We start from the raw sequence: 14,902 nt of genomic DNA on the forward strand, positions 1-14,902 counted from the left end.
CGCCGGAGGTATACCTGCGCCTGGAGGCGCAAGTTTGCGGTGGTTTATTTGGCAACAGTCGCTTCCATCCGCTTCCGGATGAGCTGGCTATCGAGCGGGTTCTGGGCGAAGGAGAGGGCTTCTTCATAAGCGGCACGGGCCTGTGCGGCGTATCCGGCACGATGGTAAACGTGCCCTTTCGTGGCGGCAAGGAGAAATGCAGCGCCGGGGCTCCCATCCACGGTAAAGGCGGCCAGTTCGGTGATGACCGGCAGTGGCCCCTGGGCATAACTTTGGGCAATGAGCCGATTCAGCCGGATAAGCGCAGAGGCGGGTTCCAGGTTTTCCAATAGCTGGTATAGCGCATGGACGGTTTTCCAATCGGTTGCTGCAAAGTGGGGGGCAGCACAGTGGAGCGAAGCGATCAGCGCTTCCAGGTAATACTTGCCTGCATAGCCGCTACGTTGTGCCTGGTCGAGGTAATGGAATCCTTCAGCGATCAATGCGGTATCCCACAGCGACCGGTCCTGTTCTTCCAGCGGTATCCAGTCGCCGTAGGTTGCCAGGCGGGCAGGAAAGCGGGCAACACCGAAAAATAGCAGGGCGAGTAACGCATCTACTTCCGCTTCGGGAGTCGCCACCGGGCGCACAAGCTTCGCTAAGCGCAGAGCCTCATAGCACAGGTCGAAGTCGATGCCTTTGCTGTTGCGCGTGGCTTTGTACCCTTCGTTGAACAAGAGGTAAAGGATGGTGCAAACGGTGGGCAATTGCTTGGCGATGGCGGCAAGCCGATGCTGCCCCAGCTTGGGCGATTTCTGCCGGAGGAGGGCCTTACTGCGCTGCAAGGCCTTCTTTACCGCTTCCCGGTTCATCTGCAGGGCGTTGGCCAGCTCGGGCACCCCGAAGCCGCAGAGGATGTGCAAGGTGATGAGAACGCGGTCGCGCTCGCTCAGTGCCGGATGGCAACAGGCCACGAGCAATTGGATCTGGCCGTCTGTATTGGCCTCGTCGGCCAGCTCAGGATCGGGGTCGGTGGTGGATAATTCGTGCAACGGGCCCTCCGTTTCGGAGGCGTGGCCATGCCGAGCATGGTGTTTCAGGGCGTTGATGAGCTTGTTGCGGGCCACCTGCGAAAGCCAGGCGTGCGGATGTTCGGGCGGGCCGTGGTAACGCCAATGCGTCAGGGCCGTTTCGAACGTGTCTTGCACGGCGTCGAGGATGGCATCCAGGTGCGCCATGCCATACACCCGGGCAAGGGATGCCACCATCCTGCCCGAGTGTTCACGGAAAAAGTGCGCCGCAAGTTGTCCGCTAGGATCCATGGCTCATCAATGTTCCATGGGCATAATTTCGCGGACTTCCACCGCGCGGTCCCAATCCAGATCGGGGTTGCCCTTGGCAATCTCGATGGCTTCTTCCAGCGATTCGGCCAGCAGGATGTAATACCCGCTCACGCATTCCTTGCCTTCCAGGAACGGGCCGTCGGATACGATCCGCTGCTTGCCGCGGATATGGGCACCGCCGGCCTCCAACGGTTGCGCCTCCTTGAATTGGCCTTTTTCCCGGAGGGTTTCCACCCACCGATAGTGCTTCTCGATACAGGCCTGCATTTCTTCCGCCGATAACTCGTCGTAATGGGCATCTTCGCGGATCAACATCAAAAACTCTTTCATGGCTACTGAATTTTTTGTTTTAAATTTTGTTTATACCCTAGACAACCCATGCCTGCTTTTGGGGACAATTATTTTCAATTGGTGCTAACTACCTAGGTAGCCTAATTAATTGATAAAGAATAGATCCATGGTTAGTTCGTTGTCTACCAATTGTTGTTTATAGGGGTTGTCTACGACACCGTATGTGGTAACAAGCGTGAGTTGCGTATTTTTCCGGGTCCGGGTGTATTGTTTGAACGCGAGTATTTTTTGTTGCAATATAGCGGCATACGACTTAGTGATTGTGAAAGGTTGTTCACTGAATTTCATCTCGCAGAGGTTGATGGTCTGGTCCGCGCGGTCAATTAATAAGTCAATCTGGGCTCCCGTGTTAATGCTACTTCCCGAAGCGTACCATGATGATTGGGTGGTGACAATACCTGATATACCAAGCGTCTGTTTTATTTGTTTGATATGCCGGATACAACAGTTTTCGAATGCGTATCCGCACCAGGCTCGGTAGGCTGGTGTTTGGCTTCTTGCCATCCACTGGCCTTGCTCGGCAACGGTTTTGTTTTCGATGAATCGGAGGTAAAAATAAGAATATTCATCAGCAAGCCGAAAGAGTGTGTCCTTTAGCTTTTTTCCAAATGGATGTAGCCTGACGATGAACCCGCTCTCTTCGAGTTCATCCAGTGCAGAAGTAACGCCGCCTCCTGTGTCGAGATTTGAGATTTCAAGAAGTTGGGCCCTGGTAAGCCCAGTGGAGCGGCTGGCCAACGCCCTGATGAGTGCAATGTGTGTGGTGGCATTGTTAAAAAGGGCATGATAAAGGTTGTTAAACTCATTATATAATATCCCGTCTTTATGAAAACAGCTCTGTTCGATGACCTGTTGTACACTCAAACCGCGTTGCACGGCATTGAGGTAGTGGGGGATGCCTCCAATGGTCATGTAAAGTTGTAATAGCTGGTATCGATTAAAATGGATGTTTTTTGCTTTTAAATAGGCTTCGGTTTCATGTAAAGAAAAAGGGGCCAATCGTATGCGCTGCGTGATGCGGTTGTGTAGTCCGCCCTTGTTATTAACCACTTTCCTGATCATCCATGATGCGGCAGAACCGCAGATGACCACCAACAGGTCTTTACGCTGAGAAGCATATACATTCCAAAAATAGCCAAAAGCCGAGAGAAAGCCTGATCGGTGAGTATCTAACCAAGGGAGCTCATCAAAGAATAGCACTTTTTTATTGGTCCCCTGCAATCCATTGAGACATTTGCGGAGAAGTGAAAAAGCTTCTTGCCAATTTTTCGGTAAGTGAAGCGCTTCATTGGGGAAATGGGTTTCTAGTTGCTCTTTAAAATTGTAAAGTTGTACCTGCAAATTGCCTTCTAACTGCCCGCTGCAATAAAACGTTAGATTTTTAGCGTAGTATTGGGTAATCAAAAAGGTTTTGCCTACGCGGCGCCTGCCATATATCGCAAGTAGGTCGGCCTGTTGGTTCGTCAATAAGCGAGTCAGTATTTCTTGTTCCTCAGCCCTGCCGATAATGGTTTTCTTATCCATACTATTGAGTTATTGCTTACCAAATGTATGATTTCTTAATGACATTTGGCGACCAATAATGTTGTCTGTTGCCAAATAGCTGCTTGTCGTGGCGGATTTGGAGACTATCATTGATTTTTTTGCCCGTTATCCGTGGGTTTAAACTAGATTCCAGATAAGGGTGGTTCCTGGCCAATTCAGCACGGAATACATCCAGACGCGGGTCTCATTCATTATGTATGCACAGATAATCCCGCAAATTTCTTATTATTGCGTTTGATGGCGAGTTGACCAGCTCGTGAAAACCCACGGTTTATGGATTTGTCGCGCTTACCGAAACGAAAATGCTATGCCACCGGCAAGGCGATTTTTGTGACCCGACAAGACGCCAGGTCGGCCATGCTCAAGATGAAATGGGCATCCCAGACGCACCCCCGTTTGGCGGAGGAACAACACAGCAGCACACGCCGACGACGGCAGCCAAAACCACGGCGGGTATATTATTGCGAACATTGCGGCGGCTTCCATCTTACCAAGATGGAGTTTCCAAAGCCGGAAAACCGCGACGAGCCCAAAGAGCCACGGCTGGAACCGTTTATCGGCGTTGTGCGGTGGTTCAATACCGAAAGCGGCGGAGGCGTGGTTGTGCTGCCCGGTAAAAAGTCCTTGTACATCAACGAAGGGTTATTCCCGCACCCATACAGCCCTCCCCGCACAGGCGATATATTGGTCGGTCAGCACCGAGACGACCCAGCCCGTGGCCGGGATGTGGCCGTGTATTGCCGGCCGGCTTTAAAATACGAGGACTGGCGGCTGCTGTTCGGGCTATTGGGTACGGATAACCTGGTACGCTTTGTCGATACCGATAACCGCTTCGCATCCGTCCGTGTGGCAGGGCAAGGTGCAAATACATTCAAGTTGCTCGAACTTGGCACACTTCAGCTTTGCCGCCAGTACACGGACGAACCGCTAATGCACCTATTCTTCACCTATTACAAACAGGAGCTCGATCCGAATCTTTTCATCCATTATGTTGCCGTTATCGAGAAGGCCGTGGCGCTTAGCAGGGAGCCGGAGGATGCAGACCGTTTCCTCGACGAGCTGTATGGCCTTTTTGCCGAAAAAATGGATAGCTATTTGAAACTGGCGTGGTACCAACAGCAACCCTTATCCGTAGAAGTGCGCCGGCCCAATGACACCGACCCCACCTTTTGGTTGGGTGACTATGAAGGGATCCTGCTGCGTGAGGATACCCACTATGGGGATGCGATACCTTACATAGACTATGCGCTCGCGGGGTTGCAGGCAGGTATTAACCTGGAAGTCGCCATCGAAAGGTATAATCCCAAATCGCAGTCTCTTTTTATCCGGCTTACCGAACGCCAGGCATCTACGCTCACTGAAGAGGGGCTGAACAGTTACGCATTCTTAAGGCGCCGTTATGAGCCACCAGTGGAAGTGCCTGAGTCCATGAACGTATATACCGTTATTAAAGCCACGCGCAGCCTGGCCATCGTGGAGTTAAAGAAAAGCTGCAGCAAAAGGAAACGACGTACGTTTTACGAAGGCATTGATGTGCCGATGGGGCCTTATGCCCCAGCTTACCGTTTATACACCGCCCATACCGAACCCGAGGCCATCATAGAAACCTTCAGGGATCAACATAGGAAGATCCCCGGACTGCCTATTCACGTGGGAGAAATGGGGGAACCGATCATGGAAAATGTAATCCTTCAGTACCAACTTATGCTAGGGGGAAGTTTTACCCGTAAATTGGCCGAAATGATCGTCGATCGGTACCCCGACATGGAGATGGTTGAAGACAACGAATGTACCACGGTGCGAAGCGGGCACTACAACATCCTGATCGGCCGTGCCGATTGCCTCAATTTCCGCCATGTCGATTGGCCAAACCATCCATCCTATGCTACCCATCGGTTTATCTTCGTCAAATTGCCCGCCGCCGACATCGAACGGCGGCCGCGGATTGATATCGACCACCGCGTGCTAACCATCGGGAGTAACGTGGTCTCCATCGAGCCGATCCTGGCGGCTGGTTTTGAAACCCTATGCGAGGTGATGGCAGAAGACGCTGTCTGATATCTTTGTATATTTCAAAGTTTGTGTACAGATATTTCAAAGTTTGTCTTCGGATATTTCAAAATTACCGAGTTAACGGCCCACGGCAGTCTGGCAAAACCACGCTGCTTAAATCCCTGTTCCCGGATTATGTTATTATACCCCTACCACGAGAATTTCAATACGCGGCTTGTTAAAACACCTAAACTTTATTTTTACGATACCGGATTGGTGAGCTACTTAGGTACTAATCAATGACCTTTTTTGTTAATTTAGCCAGAGAATTCGTAATGACGAAAAACGATGTCGATAAAACAAAAATCAGAATTATTGGGCATGCAAAAAGCCAGTAACGCTGTTGCATATACATTAAAAGAAATGATAAAGTATGCTCAAATTGGAATGAGCACAAAAGAATTGGACGAATATGGTGCGGAAATTTTATCGGATTTTGGAGCCAAATCTGCGCCACATTTAACTTATGGTTTCCCCGGTTGGAATTGTATAAGTGTTGACAATGAATTTTGTCACGGAATCCCTTCTGAAAAGAGAATACTTAAAGAAGGAGATTTAATAAATATTGATGTTTCGGCAGAACTTGAGGGATTTTGGGCAGATAACGGTGCATCATTTGTGCTTGGGGAGGATGTTCATCAACATCAAAAATTGGTAGACGCTTCAAAGGAAATTTTGCGGAAAGCCCTAAATCATATTAAAGGCGGCGTTAAAATTGCTGACATAGGATACCTAATTGAAACCGAAGCAAAGAAAAGAGGTTTTAAGGTCATTAAAAATTTGGGTGGACACGGAATCGGCAGAAGTTTACATGAACAGCCTGATGAATTGATGAATTATAAAAATAGATTTGACCAGCGGCGATTTAAAAAAAACGCTGTCGTAGCTATTGAAACGTTTATATCGACCTCGTCTACTTATACAGAAGAACTTAATGATGGCTGGACGCTGGTTGGTAACAAGGGCGGGTATATGGCACAGCATGAACATACTATTGTAGTGACTGATGGAAGTCCGATAATCCTTACCGAGATGAACGGAATATTTAATTGATAAATGGACAAAACAAGCGGATTGATGACTGATTTCAGGTACATCTGTGCATGAAACTATTCGATGTGCACTTCCACATCATCAACCCGGAATTTCCGCTACCTTTGAAAAGCAATGATCATGGAAACCCATATCCCCTGCGCAGCGTTGCAGCCGTATATCAAGGTGTTTCACATCATTGAGAGCCAGGGGCTGCCGCTCGAAAACCGGGTGCTGCCGGATACGGCATTAGCACTGGCCTTCCGCTTTGGCGGGCAGGTGGCCAGCGGGCATGGCCATCAACATGCCATCATTCCCGAGGCATCGCTTGCCGGCCTGCGCCAATCCGCCCGCTTCATCAACTATAAGCCCCAATCGGGTACCATTGTAGCGTTGCTGAAGGAAGGGATGGCTCCTGCCTTTTTCCGCGAGCCGCTCTACGAGATGAAAGGCCTTACCTTGGGCCTCGACAGCTTCTTTGCGTCTTCCGAAATTGAACGGGTACGGGAGCAGCTCTTCGACGCGCACAATCATCGCATGCGGCTGGCCATCGTGGAGTGTTTCCTGCTGGCTAAACTACGGCCGCACGAACCCGACCCGGCAGCGGTACGCGCCGTAGCGGCGATTGGCCAGGCAAAAGGCCGGCTATCCATGGCGGCGCTGGCAGACATCATGTGCCTCAGCCAGGACGCGTTCGAAAAGCGGTTCCGCCGGGCCGTAGGCATATCGCCCAAGCCGTTTGCCGATACCGTGCGCCTGAAGGCGCTTATCGATGCATACCAACCTCATCGGTCCATGCAGCACCTCGCCTTGCAGGGCGATTACTTCGACCAGGCACATTTCAACCGAGCCTTCAAACGCTTCACCGGGCTGCCTCCGGGCCAATTCTTCAGCCAACCGCATTTCTGGTAATTAATGATTTTTTACAAGGATGGCGATGGCTCACGGTCGACCTTTGTAAAAAAAGATAATATGATGATGAAAAAATTTGTATTGGTGGTGCGCGTACCATCGGCCTACGATACCGAGCTGGCAAAGAAGGTTGGGCCCGCGTGGGACAAGACCATCGAATACTGGAAAGCCCAGGGGGCGTATGTGGAGAGTTTTCCGTTCCCGCAACCAGGATACGTAATCTCGGGCAGCGACGGGCAGGTTCAGAAGGGGATGATAGGCTGGGGCGGGCAGAAGGTGGTGAGCATCGTAGTGCTGCAAGCAGAAAACGTGGAGCAGGCAACGGAGTTGGCCAAACGGTGCCCTGTTCTGGACCACGGCGGTACCGTGGAAGTGCGCGAACGGCCGTAATGGTGGGGTCAGGCAGATGATAGAGGTACACCTGCGCCTGGAGGCGCAAGTTTAGGGTCATGCAGAAATAATTGCGTTTTTGTGGATTTGTCGGCGATGTAATTATTCAATAAATTTGCTATTATGGGAAACGTGGTACAAAGCAAAGATGCGATCTTGTCATTGCTTCAGGCCAATGTTCGTCAACCCCCAGTCACTCAGCCCTTATATTGGCCCCCAAATCCTTAAAGAAGCGGAGCATGCCGCACTCTAACCACGAACTGCTTGAACATATTCTGGATGAGATAAATTCGGGGTAGATTATGAAATAGTATGGAACATTATCGTTGAAAAACTTCCTGAACTCAAAGACGATATCATACAGCTCCTTAAGGAGTCAAGAAGCTGGCGAATAACCGACTAAAGCTTGGACACCTTAATTATGTGTCTATTTTAAGGTGGTATGGTCAGATTAATTACATGAGGTGAAAAATGAAGCTAGCATTAAAATGCATCGTTTTTTAAGGTGTGATCGGCTTCTCCGATCTGCTTCGAATGCCTTCTTTCCGTAGGTGCGATAACTAATTTACCCACTATCCGTGGGTTTGAAACCAAAATCTTCCTCCAACATTTTCCACATCCGGCCCAGCAGGCGATAAAATTTACGTGCCGGCGTGTACAGCGCCTTCTTGCCTGATTTTTGGGGACAAGTATTTTCAATCCTCCCGGCTCCTATCGTCGGCCATCCGCACCAGGCGGGGCGTGAAGGTAGCCAGTACATTCACCAGCCATGAGCAGTAATTACGGTACAAGATTCGAGTAGCGTTTTGTGTGGATTAACGTTTATTTGCTAAATTTGTGAAATGGAAAAATTAACGATTAATGTTCCGAACAGTAAAAGTTCATTGGTCAAGCAATTATTAAATAGCTTGGGGGTGATTATTCAAAAGGAAGAAAAGGCTAGCACTTCCGCTTACAAAAAGAAATTGATTAAAGTGTCCACTTGGTCTGATGATGACGTCGCAACCTTAGAATTGGGAAAGAGGGCTTTTGAAGGGTTAAAGCCACAACAATGGTAATTGATACCGGTTTGTTTATTGAGCACCTGCGGGTAAAAGACAAATCCAAAACTACCCTTTATCGTGTGGCTGATACTAATCAAGAACTTTTCGTTTCGGCCGTATCGTTGTATGAGCTATATATGGGCGCTACCTCCAGAGAAAAGACGGAGGATGTCAATTACCTAACAGGGGATCTTAATGTACTTCCATTTACAGTGGATGTGGCCGCCAAGGCGGCAGAAATCTACCACTTTCTTAGACGGAAGAACAAAATGATTGAATTTAGAGACATCTTTATCGCGGCGACTTGCGTTGTTCATGAACTTCCAATAGCTACCTTGAATAAGAAACATTTCGACCGAATCCCTGAATTGCAAATTGCAAAAATCTAACTTCTTTTACAATATTCTGTTCACCCGCGTAATCGTACGCCGCGATATATTCAGGTAATCCGCCTGCTCCTGCTGGGAGGTGAGGAGCCGGATGGGTTTCATATAGCTATCCGCCACAAATTCGCGGTAGCGCTCTTGTTCGTCCTTGATCAGCATCAAGCGGTTCTTGGCGCGATACTGTTTCAGTTTCTTATGTTCCAGCACATCCGAAAGCACATCTGCTTCAAAACATGCTTCTTTATACGCCTTCAACGCATCGGCACGGATACGGATAACCGTACTGCTACGCATTGCGATGACGAAGTAATTAACCGTTCTGGAGGTGTATAGGTTGTGCGTAGTCAACGCACTGTCGGTAGGCGCGAGGAAGCGATCGATCCGACGATTGCCCCATTCGTCCCACCATAGCGTGCCCAGCAGTCCCCCGCAGACAAAATAGAGGTAATCACGACGGTATCCGTAGTCATCCGGTTCGAAGAGGTGTTGGCCACGCTTCACCGAAAACAGGATGGCGTGGGTGGCTAGCCAGTCCGCGTGCGAGGCATCTAATCTACAGTAATGAGTCCAGAAGCTTAGTAAGTCGTTATCCATGGTCAATACGTGGTTGCCGAAAATAATCAACAGCGCTAACCGAACCAACGCTCGTGTGACGAACGACATGTATAGGGGATGAACGACATAATTTACGGCTTATCCCATAAATCTGCCGATGATGGGCGGTTGCGGGTTGTGTATCCCTACCGCTTCGGGGTGTCGGTTCGCCTTCCTATCCTTGCATCGTGATCATCGAAATAACCCTGCGGCCGCAGGTACGGGGAGGGTGCCCGAAGCCCCGGTGAAACGAATGCGGGTAATGGTTTAACACTTGAAATGAAGACGATATGAAAGCGATGAATTTCAATGCAAGAAAGCTATCCAACGGAAGCACGATCCTCGAGAACAGGATGCCGCTGCACGCCATGTTGGGATGGCTGGGTGCTGACGACGATCCACCGAAGGAAGAAAAGTGCGATTTCGATCCGTTGTAGCATGCTGAGCGCAGGGAGCCAAACCGGCTCCCGCGCTTTTTTAACCCCCATTTATAAACACCATATCATAGATATCATGATGAAAATACCTGAAGAATTACTGGAAGAACGTGCCGGTATCATTCGTGCCTATCAACGGTTTACATTGGCGGATGCCTCCGAGACGATGGAAAGGCAGTTCGCTTTTTTCGATGCCAACCTATCCAATTGCTTTCCCCATGTAAACCGCGCGGATTATCCCGATATCTTCATGCAGATGCAGCTGAACCGACGATTGAGTTTCCACGATATCGAATTGATGCGCTTTCCGGAGCTTATCAGGCTATCCGGATGGGATGTGGGCTGGGCGGCGGCACTTCGCCATGAACCGGCCATCGTGTGTACGTACCATACGGGATCGTACCGGCTCATCAATGTTCTGCTGGCCCGGGCGGGCGTGCCATTCAGTTTAGTGGTTTCCGGCCAGGCACTGCAGCACGAGCAGCAGGAACTGGACCGTGTGTATACCGATGTGATGGCGCAGACGGGGGTGGCCCTCAACATGCAGCTCATCGATGCCGAACAGCCGAAGGCACTCTTGCAGATGGCGCGCGCCATAAAGTCGGGCCGGTCCCTGCTGGTGTATGTGGATGGCAATACGGGTACAACCGCCGGCGGACGCGATAACCGTAACCTGTTGGGAATCGATTTTGGCCACCGGCGCCTATGGGTGCGCGTAGGGCTCGCTTCGCTGGCGCACCGACTGGCGATACCCATCTACCCGGTGCGTTGCCAGCGTGCCGGGACGGGAATGGCAGACAACCGGGGTGTGCTGTTCGAACACCTGCCCGCCATCGTGCCGGCCGGGCTATCCGCCCACCGGTTTGCGGGCGAGGCCACAGATCGCCTGTACCAATACCTCGCTGCATCCGTGGAAAATAACCCCGCCCAATGGGAGGGATGGCTAACCCTGCACCGTAACCTTGTGCAGCTATGGTCGGCCGAACCCATCACCGCCATGGAGCCCCTCGACCGTTGGGCTGTTTATCGCCGTAAAGGGTTTCGATTCCTACTCCATAAGCCAACTTATATGCAGTATGTGTTGACACGGAAGCAGTACCATCGGCTAAAATTGAAATTGCCGGGCAATACGTAACCGAAAGTCGAAGAAAATTTCGATATTCATGGCTCCCAAAACTATAAAATGGTGTGCCTTTGGTGAATATTTTATTCACCAAGGGGCCCATCTTGCAATTGAAACTGAAGAATCGACAGATGAAAAGTGAGAAATGGTATACCAAAACGCTGTTAGATATCCCTATATGGGTATTAGGGTTAGCTGCGCTGATTTATATCGGCGGCACCTACTTCAAAAACCTGCTGGATTACGGCGAAGTGGATTTCCTGGCTATATTTTACGTTTCCCTCGGTATTATGCTCGTTTGCCTGCTTACCGCAGCTGCAACCCGGCTTTGTTTCCATGCGCGGCATCGATGGAAAGGTATCGTGGTGTTGCTAGGCACGGTGGGTGGCTTTCCGATGCTGGCGTTGGCGGTGGCGGATGTGGTGCTCCCGCTGTTCGGCATTGAACTGCAGAAGGAACATGTGCCCTTTAATTGGGCCGAATTTATGGCCAAGACATTCGATGCTTTTTTTACGGTCATCATGGTTACCGCGGTTTACGCCTTATACTATGGCAAACTGTTGAGCGATCGCCGCAAGCACGAATTGAAACAAGCGGCAACAAACAGCGAGATGGAACTGCTGGAGGTTAAAAACAACCAGTTGTTAAATGCCGGGCAATCGCACTACGTCAAACGTGTGATGACTGATGTGGTGGCGCGGGCCGTCTCGGCCGGCGACAGCTATACCGAGGCTCAGGTGACCCATATTGCTAAAACCTTTGACTACGTGGCGGAAGCCACCCAAGACGGTGAGCCCATCGTGTCCATTCACCGTGCGCTGGCTTATTTTAATGAGGTGGTAAACGCGATTCGGCTGCGGAACGGTGCCGATGATCGGGTAGTTGTTGTGCAAATGGAAGGTGAACCGACCATGCAGGAAATCGGCGCGCTTACGCTGACTACCTTGCTTGAAAATAGCGACACCCACGGCTGGGTGGATGCCGAGCACCCGATAAGGGTTGGGTTTGTTTTTGAGCGGGGCACCATGCAGTTTACTTGTACCAACGCCAAGAACCCGTACCCCCGCCAGGTAAAAAGTACGGGAAAAGGGCTTGGCTTGGTGGCGCAGGAACTTGCGCTCCTCCATAGGCACGAGGTAAAATTAGACGTGCACGAAAGTGAAGAAAATTACATTGTTTCATTAAATATTGCTTATTCGTAATGGATCCCATCATCTACTTCGTCATCATGGAAGACGACACGAAAGTCCATGAACTCTTGTTGAAATATATGGAGCAATTCCCCAATTTCGAGTGCAGGGGGTGCTTCCTAACCGCCGGAGAAACGCGCGAATTCCTGCTGGATAACCCCGTACACTTACTGATGGCAGATATCCAACTGCCCGACATGAACGGTATGGAAATGATTGAATCGCTGCCCAATAAACCATTGGTGGTCTTTATGACCGGCCATAATTCCAAGAAAAAGGCAACCAAAGGCTATGTGCTGGATGCTGTACACTACTTAACTAAACCGTTTACATTCAATAGTTTTGAAGAAGCGATAAACCGGGTAGTCGATCGCGTGAATGGTAAACCGGATGTCGACAAATCGTTGGGGCATCATGAGATGTTCGGAAGCGTTGGCTCGAAATCGAGGATCATGTTAGGCGATATCCTGTACATTGTGGCAGACGGCAATCATGTGGTTTTCCACTTGGTAAACCAAGTGGAAGTGACGGTGCGGGAAACACTTAAAGACGTGCTGGACAAGCTGCCAAAGGCTCATTTTGTGCAGGTGCATCGAAGCTATGTTATTTCGACCTGGCACGTGTTCAAGCCGCGCGCCAGGGAGGTTCGGCTTTATTGTACAGACCAAGTGATCCCCGTGGGCCGCCAATACCGGAATGCGCTGCGCAGGTACTTCCCGGACAACCCCTCAACGAAATAGATTAAGCCCGCAGGGTATGCAAGATGCGTCGCGCATGCAGGAAATCCGTGAGCTCACTGAAAAGATCGGGGCCTAAGCAACGTGTTTTGGACGTTTCAGCGGCGCCCAGTCGGCAGATATTCTGTAGCGTATGGAATCCGCATGCCCGGCAGCTCGCGCGGAAGTCTTTGCTCAGCTCCGGGATGGAGTCGATGGGTACGTTTAAGATATCGGTAGGTAACGGGATGGTCATGGCTTAAAACAGCTGCGGGCAACCAAACTCCCGTTACCAGCCGTTACCACACGGCCTACGCAAAGAATCTGGCGCCCGCATGACCGGGCGTCCAGCAGATTCTTCCTCGCGTAGTTTGAAATGTGGTAATATTTGGTAACGAGAAAAATAGCTGACGCTATTATGATATGTTAATTTACAGTCTACTCAAATAATTATCTATTAAATGAAAGTATGCTATCGTTAATCGACGATAAAGATACGAATTATTTAACATTGACCTATGGAAAATCACCTCATGCAGGACCTCATCGACCTACAGGCAAGGCAACTTGCCGCACAGGAAACCATGAACGCGCACCTCTCGTTGATCGCCGCCAACACCAAACCATTGGCCACATCGCCGTTGTTCATCCGGCGCAAGATTTATAGACAGGAAGCTGTAGAGCTGCTCGGCATCAGCGACCGCACTTACGACCGCCGGAAAGCGGAAGGGAAGCTGAAACCACGTGGCATGGGTCACGACTTCTTCTATCCCGAAGACCTGGAGGAGGCCATCGCCGAAAGCCGACGCACGGGGCGGGTATAAGGGGATACAACCCCACATTACCGTCGGCGGCGTAGTACATCGTGCCGGCAGCGTAGCACTTCATCTTGGCGGCGTAGGGGCTCGGCGCGGCTGGCTAGGGGCTGGGAGGGGTGGGCTACCCCCAGAACCTCACTGCGTAGTACGTGGCTGCGCTAACCTGGTCCGTCGATGACGCAAGTTTGTACGTGGCGGCGGTGCCGTAGTCCATGGCCGCGGCACCGTAACCCCAGGGCACCTTATCGTCGTCCGTGGTGGCGGCACGTTCATACGTGGCGGCGGCATCGTAGCCCCTAGCTGCTTCGTCGTAGTCTGTGGCTGCGGCCGCGTAACCCCGTGTTGCCTTACCCGAGTCCCTCGATGCCGTAAACAGATACGTGGAAGCCTTGTCGTAGTCCATGGCCGTGGCATCGTAGCCCCCGCAGGCCTTGTCGGGGCCCATCGATGCGGTCAGCCCGTACGTGGGCGCCGCACCGTAACCCCTGGAAGCGTCGCCGTCGCACGTAAAGACGGCGAGTTCATGCATGTCCGCGGCATCGTAGCCCCAGGAAGCCGCGTCGTAGGCCAGGGAAGCCACCGCGTAGTCCGTGGAAGGTGACTTGTTGTACCACGGAACTCGGTTCTATCGGCATGGTGAGCGGACGCTACCACCCATGTTGGCGCGATTTGGCGTAAAATCCCGCCAATTTCCGCCAATTTCCGCCAACGTTCGTTCCTGCCTTCGAGGCCATACTAATTTGCTCATATAGACCGGGATGGTCCCGGTTGTTATGGTCTCATTTAAATGGTTAAAGTAATGAACTTTAAACACGAAGCCCGGGGAGGCTTTTCAAATGTCCCCGATGATGAACTGCTGGTCCATGCCAACACCGTGTTGCTGGCTATGGAAGGCAATGTTAATTTCCCGACACCCACGCCCGATCTGGCGGTGGTGACCACGGCACGCGATGACTTCGAAGCCAAGTTGGCCATCGCGCGCAAACGCAGT

The 14,902-nt window shown here is 51.0% G+C and carries 19 protein-coding genes; 13 read left to right on the forward strand and 6 right to left on the reverse strand.

Translation table 11 applies throughout. The features are described 5' to 3' along the window. Positions 1 to 44: 44 nt before the first annotated feature. The 3 genes from ACO1NT_RS03750 to ACO1NT_RS03760 all read right to left on the reverse strand — a co-directional run bounded on the left by ACO1NT_RS03750 (position 45) and on the right by ACO1NT_RS03760 (position 3,197). Entirely contained in the window at positions 45 to 1,301 is a 1,257-nt protein-coding gene (locus ACO1NT_RS03750; protein ID WP_449047061.1) for an RNA polymerase sigma factor, read from the reverse strand. A gap of 6 nt (positions 1,302 to 1,307) precedes the next feature. Further along, positions 1,308 to 1,652 carry a YciI family protein gene (locus ACO1NT_RS03755; protein WP_449047062.1) on the reverse strand — a complete coding sequence of 115 codons (345 nt, stop codon included), beginning with the start codon at positions 1,650 to 1,652 and terminating at the stop codon, positions 1,308 to 1,310. A gap of 105 nt (positions 1,653 to 1,757) precedes the next feature. Beyond that, positions 1,758 to 3,197 (reverse strand): AAA family ATPase, encoded by a 1,440-nt coding sequence (locus ACO1NT_RS03760; RefSeq protein WP_449047063.1) that lies wholly within the window; start codon positions 3,195 to 3,197, stop codon positions 1,758 to 1,760. A 294-nt stretch (positions 3,198 to 3,491) separates the two neighbouring features. On the opposite strand from ACO1NT_RS03760, the gene ACO1NT_RS03765 reads away from it, so the two are divergent. From ACO1NT_RS03765 to ACO1NT_RS03795, 7 genes are all read left to right on the forward strand, one after another. After that, positions 3,492 to 5,276: a hypothetical protein gene (locus ACO1NT_RS03765; protein ID WP_449047064.1), complete on the forward strand. Its 1,785-nt coding sequence runs from the start codon at positions 3,492 to 3,494 to the stop codon at positions 5,274 to 5,276. Between the two features lie 129 nt (positions 5,277 to 5,405). Further along, complete coding sequence (locus ACO1NT_RS03770; RefSeq protein WP_449047065.1) at positions 5,406 to 5,513, forward strand: DUF4143 domain-containing protein; 108 nt, start codon at positions 5,406 to 5,408, stop codon at positions 5,511 to 5,513. Between the two features lie 45 nt (positions 5,514 to 5,558). Next, positions 5,559 to 6,323, forward strand: a complete 765-nt coding sequence (map, locus tag ACO1NT_RS03775) for a type I methionyl aminopeptidase (protein WP_449047066.1) — start codon at positions 5,559 to 5,561, stop codon at positions 6,321 to 6,323. Between the two features lie 120 nt (positions 6,324 to 6,443). Further along, positions 6,444 to 7,214 carry a helix-turn-helix domain-containing protein gene (locus tag ACO1NT_RS03780; RefSeq protein WP_449047067.1) on the forward strand — a complete coding sequence of 257 codons (771 nt, stop codon included), beginning with the start codon at positions 6,444 to 6,446 and terminating at the stop codon, positions 7,212 to 7,214. A 63-nt stretch (positions 7,215 to 7,277) separates the two neighbouring features. Next, positions 7,278 to 7,604: a hypothetical protein gene (locus tag ACO1NT_RS03785; protein ID WP_449047068.1), complete on the forward strand. Its 327-nt coding sequence runs from the start codon at positions 7,278 to 7,280 to the stop codon at positions 7,602 to 7,604. Positions 7,605 to 8,446: 842 nt separating this feature from the next. Next, positions 8,447 to 8,662, forward strand: a complete 216-nt coding sequence (locus tag ACO1NT_RS03790) for a hypothetical protein (protein WP_449047069.1) — start codon at positions 8,447 to 8,449, stop codon at positions 8,660 to 8,662. After that, positions 8,656 to 9,036, forward strand: a complete 381-nt coding sequence (locus ACO1NT_RS03795; protein ID WP_449047070.1) for a type II toxin-antitoxin system VapC family toxin — start codon at positions 8,656 to 8,658, stop codon at positions 9,034 to 9,036. The genes ACO1NT_RS03790 and ACO1NT_RS03795 overlap by 7 nt, the downstream gene beginning before the upstream one ends. A gap of 6 nt (positions 9,037 to 9,042) precedes the next feature. Here ACO1NT_RS03795 and ACO1NT_RS03800 read toward each other — a convergent pair whose 3' ends face one another. Further along, positions 9,043 to 9,696 (reverse strand): Crp/Fnr family transcriptional regulator, encoded by a 654-nt coding sequence (locus ACO1NT_RS03800; RefSeq protein WP_449047071.1) that lies wholly within the window; start codon positions 9,694 to 9,696, stop codon positions 9,043 to 9,045. Positions 9,697 to 9,917: 221 nt separating this feature from the next. Here ACO1NT_RS03800 and ACO1NT_RS03805 point away from each other — a divergent pair, with 221 nt between their 5' ends. The 4 genes from ACO1NT_RS03805 (at position 9,918) to ACO1NT_RS03820 (ending at position 13,117) form a co-directional block, all read left to right on the forward strand. Further along, positions 9,918 to 10,064 carry a hypothetical protein gene (locus tag ACO1NT_RS03805; protein ID WP_449047072.1) on the forward strand — a complete coding sequence of 49 codons (147 nt, stop codon included), beginning with the start codon at positions 9,918 to 9,920 and terminating at the stop codon, positions 10,062 to 10,064. Between the two features lie 76 nt (positions 10,065 to 10,140). After that, positions 10,141 to 11,199 carry a hypothetical protein gene (locus tag ACO1NT_RS03810; protein ID WP_449047073.1) on the forward strand — a complete coding sequence of 353 codons (1,059 nt, stop codon included), beginning with the start codon at positions 10,141 to 10,143 and terminating at the stop codon, positions 11,197 to 11,199. 119 nt (positions 11,200 to 11,318) lie between these two features. Then, positions 11,319 to 12,389, forward strand: coding sequence for a hypothetical protein (locus tag ACO1NT_RS03815; protein ID WP_449047074.1), 1,071 nt, complete (start codon positions 11,319 to 11,321; stop codon positions 12,387 to 12,389). Further along, a complete protein-coding gene (locus ACO1NT_RS03820) occupies positions 12,389 to 13,117 on the forward strand; it encodes a LytR/AlgR family response regulator transcription factor (protein WP_449047075.1) in 729 nt (242 codons plus the stop codon). Before ACO1NT_RS03815 ends, ACO1NT_RS03820 begins: the two co-directional genes overlap by 1 nt. Position 13,118: 1 nt before the next feature. Here ACO1NT_RS03820 and ACO1NT_RS03825 read toward each other — a convergent pair whose 3' ends face one another. Then, on the reverse strand, positions 13,119 to 13,349 hold the full coding sequence (locus tag ACO1NT_RS03825) for a hypothetical protein (protein ID WP_449047076.1): 231 nt from the start codon (positions 13,347 to 13,349) through the stop codon (positions 13,119 to 13,121). 262 nt (positions 13,350 to 13,611) lie between these two features. On the opposite strand from ACO1NT_RS03825, the gene ACO1NT_RS03830 reads away from it, so the two are divergent. Then, positions 13,612 to 13,917 (forward strand): hypothetical protein, encoded by a 306-nt coding sequence (locus tag ACO1NT_RS03830; protein WP_449047077.1) that lies wholly within the window; start codon positions 13,612 to 13,614, stop codon positions 13,915 to 13,917. Positions 13,918 to 14,032: 115 nt separating this feature from the next. On the opposite strand, the gene ACO1NT_RS03835 is transcribed toward ACO1NT_RS03830, so the two are convergent. Next, positions 14,033 to 14,356: a hypothetical protein gene (locus ACO1NT_RS03835; RefSeq protein WP_449047078.1), complete on the reverse strand. Its 324-nt coding sequence runs from the start codon at positions 14,354 to 14,356 to the stop codon at positions 14,033 to 14,035. Positions 14,357 to 14,710: 354 nt separating this feature from the next. On the opposite strand from ACO1NT_RS03835, the gene ACO1NT_RS03840 reads away from it, so the two are divergent. Further along, the coding region (locus tag ACO1NT_RS03840) for a hypothetical protein (protein WP_449047079.1) at positions 14,711 to 14,902 on the forward strand (192 nt) is incomplete at its 3' end.

The organism is Parapedobacter sp. (genome assembly GCF_053550995.1).

What these genes read in the sequence shown, in the direction of transcription:
- ACO1NT_RS03750 (WP_449047061.1), bottom strand. Translation starts at nt 1,301, where the DNA reads ATGGATCCTAGCGGACAACTTGCGGCGCACTTTTTCCGTGAACACTCG.
- ACO1NT_RS03755 (WP_449047062.1), bottom strand. Translation starts at nt 1,652, where the DNA reads ATGAAAGAGTTTTTGATGTTGATCCGCGAAGATGCCCATTACGACGAG.
- ACO1NT_RS03760 (WP_449047063.1), bottom strand. Translation starts at nt 3,197, where the DNA reads ATGGATAAGAAAACCATTATCGGCAGGGCTGAGGAACAAGAAATACTG.
- ACO1NT_RS03765 (WP_449047064.1), top strand. Translation starts at nt 3,492, where the DNA reads ATGGATTTGTCGCGCTTACCGAAACGAAAATGCTATGCCACCGGCAAG.
- ACO1NT_RS03770 (WP_449047065.1), top strand. Translation starts at nt 5,406, where the DNA reads ATGTTATTATACCCCTACCACGAGAATTTCAATACGCGGCTTGTTAAA.
- map (WP_449047066.1), top strand. Translation starts at nt 5,559, where the DNA reads ATGTCGATAAAACAAAAATCAGAATTATTGGGCATGCAAAAAGCCAGT.
- ACO1NT_RS03780 (WP_449047067.1), top strand. Translation starts at nt 6,444, where the DNA reads ATGGAAACCCATATCCCCTGCGCAGCGTTGCAGCCGTATATCAAGGTG.
- ACO1NT_RS03785 (WP_449047068.1), top strand. Translation starts at nt 7,278, where the DNA reads ATGATGAAAAAATTTGTATTGGTGGTGCGCGTACCATCGGCCTACGAT.
- ACO1NT_RS03790 (WP_449047069.1), top strand. Translation starts at nt 8,447, where the DNA reads ATGGAAAAATTAACGATTAATGTTCCGAACAGTAAAAGTTCATTGGTC.
- ACO1NT_RS03795 (WP_449047070.1), top strand. Translation starts at nt 8,656, where the DNA reads ATGGTAATTGATACCGGTTTGTTTATTGAGCACCTGCGGGTAAAAGAC.
- ACO1NT_RS03800 (WP_449047071.1), bottom strand. Translation starts at nt 9,696, where the DNA reads ATGTCGTTCGTCACACGAGCGTTGGTTCGGTTAGCGCTGTTGATTATT.
- ACO1NT_RS03805 (WP_449047072.1), top strand. Translation starts at nt 9,918, where the DNA reads ATGAAAGCGATGAATTTCAATGCAAGAAAGCTATCCAACGGAAGCACG.
- ACO1NT_RS03810 (WP_449047073.1), top strand. Translation starts at nt 10,141, where the DNA reads ATGATGAAAATACCTGAAGAATTACTGGAAGAACGTGCCGGTATCATT.
- ACO1NT_RS03815 (WP_449047074.1), top strand. Translation starts at nt 11,319, where the DNA reads ATGAAAAGTGAGAAATGGTATACCAAAACGCTGTTAGATATCCCTATA.
- ACO1NT_RS03820 (WP_449047075.1), top strand. Translation starts at nt 12,389, where the DNA reads ATGGATCCCATCATCTACTTCGTCATCATGGAAGACGACACGAAAGTC.
- ACO1NT_RS03825 (WP_449047076.1), bottom strand. Translation starts at nt 13,349, where the DNA reads ATGACCATCCCGTTACCTACCGATATCTTAAACGTACCCATCGACTCC.
- ACO1NT_RS03830 (WP_449047077.1), top strand. Translation starts at nt 13,612, where the DNA reads ATGGAAAATCACCTCATGCAGGACCTCATCGACCTACAGGCAAGGCAA.
- ACO1NT_RS03835 (WP_449047078.1), bottom strand. Translation starts at nt 14,356, where the DNA reads ATGGGCCCCGACAAGGCCTGCGGGGGCTACGATGCCACGGCCATGGAC.